The following is a 4,628-nucleotide window of genomic DNA, read 5'->3' as shown; positions in this document are numbered from 1 at the left end:
CGAGGTGGTCCTCGGCGATGTTGAGCACGACGCCGGCCTCGGGCCGCAGCGACGGCGCCCAGTGCAGCTGGAAGCTGGACAGCTCGACGGCCAGCAGGTCGGCGGGCTCGTCGAGAACGTCGAGCACCGGGCTGCCGATGTTGCCGCACAACAGGGCGCGGCGGCCCCCGGCGGTCAGCATGGCGTGCAGCATCGACGTCGTCGTCGTCTTGCCGTTGGTGCCGGTCACGACGAGCCAGCGGCGCGGCGGCCCGTAGTGGCCCGCGGCGTCGAGCCGCCACGCCAGCTCCACGTCACCCCAGATCGGCACTCCCGCCGTCGCCGCGGCGGCCGGCACCGCCGACCCGGGCGCGAAGCCGGGGCTGGTCACCACCAGCGCGTAGTCGGAGATGCGCTGCGCGGCCGCCGTCGTGGCGGCGGTCGCCACCCCCCGCTCGGCGTACCCGCGCAGCGTTGCCGGGTCGTCGTCGCACAGCGTCACCGCCACCCCGAACCGCGACAGGGCCGCCAGCGCCGCCCTGCCCGTCACCCCGCCGCCGGCCACCAGGACGGGCGCGCCCGGCACCAGCGGGTCCATCGCTTTTTCGAGGTCGCTCATCAGGCACCGATCGTGGCCAGCCACTCGCCGTAGAACAGGGCCACGCCCAGGCCGCAGGTGATCGCGGTCAGCAGCCAGAAGCGGATGATCACCGTGGTCTCGGCCCAGCCGGCCAACTCGAAATGGTGGTGGAAGGGCGCCATCCGGAACACCCGGCGCCCGGTGGTGCGAAACGCCAGGATCTGCAGCACGACGGAGCTGAACTCGGCCACGAACAGCGCGCCCAGTACGACGGCGAGGACCTCGGTGCGGCTGGTGACCGAGAGCCCCGCGATGATGCCGCCCAGCGCCAGCGACCCGGTGTCGCCCATGAAGATCTTGGCGGGCGCGGCGTTCCACCACAGGAAGCCGATGCACGCGCCGGCGGTGGCGGCGGCCACGATCGCCAGGTCCAGCGGGTCGCGGACGTTGTAGCAGGCCAGGCCCGGCGCGGTGACGCAGGCGTTGCGATACTGCCAGAACGTGATCAACACGTAGGCGGCGGTGACCATCGCCATGCTGCCGGCCGCCAGCCCGTCCAGGCCGTCGGTGAAGTTGACCGCGTTGGACCAGGCGCTGACCACGATCCCGCAGAACAGCACGAACAGCGCCGGCGCCAGGGTGACGGTGGCGATCTCGCGGACGTAGGACAGGTTCGGGCTGGCCGGGGTCAGGCCGCTGGCGTTGTGGAACTGCAGCACCAGCACCCCGAACAGCACCGCGGCGGCGATCTGCCCGAGCATCTTGGCGGTCTTGTTCAGCCCGAGGTTGCGTGCCCTGCGGATCTTGATCAGGTCGTCGAGGAAGCCGACGCCGCCCAGCGCCGTGGCCAGCCCGAGCACCAGCAGGCCCGAGGCGGACACCCCTTCCCCGTCGAACGCCAGGCCGGCGAGGTGCGTGCCCAGGTAACCCGCCCAGATGCCGGCGACGATCGCCACCCCGCCCATCGACGGCGTGCCGCTCTTGGTGTGGTGGCTGGGCGGCCCGTCCTCGCGGGCCTGGTGGCCGAACCCCTGCTTGGTGAACAGCCGGATGAGCGCCGGGGTCAACAGGATGGACACCGTCAGCGCGACCGCGACGGCGACAAGGATCTGCCTCACGGGCGGGCCTCGCCGAAGGGCCCGTCCGCTGGCGCCTCCCGGGCCAGGGCGTCGGCCAGCGCGCCCAGCCCCGCGGCGTTGGACGCCTTGACCAGGACGACGTCACCGGGCCGCACCTCGGCCCGCAGCAGGGCCAGGGCGGCGTCGCCGTCGGGGACGCTGACCGCTTCGGTGCCCCAGGAACCTTCCGTGACCGCTCCGTGGTGCATGGCGCTCATCGACCTCCCATTTCCCACGACGACGAGTCGAGACACATCTAAGCGCACAGCGAGCCTGCCGATGCGATCATGCTCGGTTATCGCGTCCTCGCCGAGCTCGGCCATCTCCCCCAGCACCGCCCAACTCCTGCGCTGCTCGGCGGGACCGACCCCGCCGCCGCGGGCGATCCAGGCAAGCGCCTGCAGCCCGGCCCGCATCGAGTCGGGGTTGGCGTTGTAGGCGTCGTCGATCACGGTGACCCCGTCGGCGCGGGTGGTGACCTGCATCCGGTGCCGCGACACCGGCCCCGCGTGCGCGAGCGCCTCGGCCACCTGTTCAGCGGTGGCACCGCATTCCAGCGCGACCGCGGCGGCGCACAGCGCGTTGGTGACCTGGTGCTCGCCGTAGACGCCGAGGTGGATCTCGGCTTCGGCGCCGCGCGCGTGCAGGGTGAAGCGCGGCCGGGCCAGCTCGTCCAGCGCGACGCCGTCGGCCCACACGTCGCCCGGCCCGGCGCGGCTCACCCGGACCACCCGGGCCGCGGTCACCCCCGCCATCGCCGCCACCGCCGGGTCATCGGCGTTGAGGACGACCACACCGTTCGACGGAATAGCTTGCGGCAGTTCGGATTTCGTTCGAGCGATGGCGTCCCGGGAACCGAACTCGCCCAGGTGCGCGGTGCCCACGTTGAGGACCACGCCGATCGCCGGCGGGGCGATCTCGGCCAGCGCGGCGATGTTGCCGGGGTGTCGCGCCGACATCTCGAGCACCAGGAAGTCGGTGCGCCGGGTGGCGCGCAGCACCGTCCACGGATGACCGAGTTCGTTGTTGAACGACCCGGGCGGGGCGACCACCTCGCCCAGCGGCGCCAGCGCGGCGGCCACCAGGTCCTTCGTCGAGGTCTTGCCCGACGACCCGGTGATCCCGACGATCGTCAGCCCGCCGGCCACCAGCTCGTCGGCCACCGCCCGCGCCAGCTTGGCCAGCGCGCCCAGCACGGCCGCACCCGACCCGTCGGCGTCGTGCTCGAGCACCCCCGAGGCGCCGAAGCCCGTTGCTGGCCCGTCTTGTCGGGGCTCGACCACGATGGCGGGGACGCCGACCGGGCGGGCCGCCAGCACCGCGACCGCTCCCGCGGCCACCGCCGCGCCCGCGTGGTCGTGCCCGTCGGAGCGGGCGCCGGGCAACGCCAGAAACAGCCCGCCGGGGCCGACTTTGCGGGAGTCGAACTCGACGGTGCCGGTGACCCGCAGCTGCGCGGCGTCCCGCGGCGAGATGTCGGCCAGTGTGCCGCCGACGATCTCGGCGACCCGGGCGACGGTCAGATCGATCATGGCCGCGTCCCCGGCGCTTCCAACGCGGCGGCCAGTTCCACCCGGTCGTCGAACGGGCGGGTCTGCCCGGCGCCGCGTTGCCCGGTCTCGTGTCCCTTGCCGGCGATCAGCACGACGTCGCCACCGCGTGCCCACGCGACGGCGTGGCGGATCGCCGCGCGCCGGTCGGCGATCTCGACAACCTCGGCGGCGCCGCGAGCCGTGCCGGCCAGGATCTCGCGACGGATCGCCGCGGGGTCCTCGCCGCGCGGGTTGTCGTCGGTGACGACGACCAGATCGGCCAGTTCGGCGGCGATCTCGCCCATCGGGGCACGCTTGCCCGGATCCCGCTCCCCGCCGGCACCGAACACCACCGCCAGCCGGCCACCGGGCCGCCGGAGGCTGGCCAGCACGGCCCGCAGCGCGCCGGGCTTGTGGGCGTAGTCGACGAGCGCGAGGAAGTCCTGGCCGCGGTCGACCTGTTCCATCCGCCCGGGCACCCTGGTCTCGAGCAGGCCGGGGGCAGCCTGCTCCGGCGACACCCCGACCGCGTCCAGGATCGCCAGCGCGACAAGGCAATTGGCGACGTTGTAGCGACCCGGTAACCGGATGCCCACGCCGTGGTGCACGCCGGCGGGATCCGTCGCGGTGAACTGCTGCCCCCCGGCGCCCAGCGGCGCCACCGCCGAGGCGCGCCAGAGGGCGGGTCGGCCTTCGGCGCTGACGGTGACCGCATCGCCGGCGCGCTCGGCCATCGCGCGCCCGGCCTCGTCGTCGATGCACACCACCACGCGGCGCGCGCGCAGCGGCGAGGCCGGGTCGAACAGCAGCGCCTTGGCCTCGAAGTAGTCGGCCATGGACGGGTGGAAGTCGAGGTGGTCGCGCGACAGGTTGGTGAACCCGCCCACCGCGAATCCGGTGCCGTCCACCCGGCCCAACGTGAGCGCGTGGCTGGACACCTCCATGACCACCGCGTCCACGCCGCGTTCGGCCATCACGGCGAGCATGGCCTGCAGGGCGGGGGCTTCCGGGGTGGTCAGCGCGCTGGGGACGTCGGCGCCGTCCACCCGGATGCCCACGGTGCCGATCAGCCCGGCGACGCGCCCGGCGGCGCGCAGACCGGATTCGACCAGGTAGGTAGTGGTGGTCTTGCCCGAGGTGCCGGTGATCCCGACCACCGTCAGCCGCTCGGAGGGCCTTCCGTACACCGTGGCGGCCAGGGCGCCCAGCACGCGGCGGGGATCGGGGTGCACGAGGACCGGCACGGTCGCGGTTCCGGCGATCTCGGCCACCCCGGCGGCATCGGTGAGCACCGCGACGGCACCGCGGCCGATCGCCTCGCCGGCATACCGGGCGCCGTGGGTGGCGGTGCCGGGCAGCGCGGCGAACAGGTCGCCGGGCAGCACGTCCTGGGCACGCAGGGTCACGCCGGTGACCGGC

4 protein-coding genes are annotated in these 4,628 nt (G+C 73.9%); all 4 read right to left on the bottom strand.

Annotated elements, in window-relative coordinates; genetic code table 11:
- On the bottom strand, positions 1-598 hold a 598-nt coding region (locus tag AC2VOR_RS09230; RefSeq protein ID WP_486963657.1), incomplete at its 3' end, for a Mur ligase family protein.
- Complete coding sequence (gene mraY, locus AC2VOR_RS09225) at positions 598-1,677, bottom strand: phospho-N-acetylmuramoyl-pentapeptide-transferase (protein WP_486963656.1); 1,080 nt, start codon at positions 1,675-1,677, stop codon at positions 598-600. The genes AC2VOR_RS09230 and mraY, both read right to left, overlap by 1 nt.
- On the bottom strand, positions 1,674-3,209 hold the full coding sequence (locus tag AC2VOR_RS09220; protein ID WP_369738312.1) for a UDP-N-acetylmuramoyl-tripeptide--D-alanyl-D-alanine ligase: 1,536 nt from the start codon (positions 3,207-3,209) through the stop codon (positions 1,674-1,676). Before AC2VOR_RS09220 ends, mraY begins: the two co-directional genes overlap by 4 nt.
- A partial coding sequence (locus AC2VOR_RS09215; RefSeq protein ID WP_486963655.1) for a UDP-N-acetylmuramoyl-L-alanyl-D-glutamate--2,6-diaminopimelate ligase occupies positions 3,206-4,628 on the bottom strand: 1,423 nt, incomplete at its 5' end. The genes AC2VOR_RS09220 and AC2VOR_RS09215, both read right to left, overlap by 4 nt.

The sequence above is a fragment of the Mycobacterium sp. TH-M103 genome, from assembly GCF_057473785.1.
The sequence above is the reverse complement of the archived record's forward strand: the minus strand, read 5'-3'. Positions and strand labels throughout refer to the sequence as shown.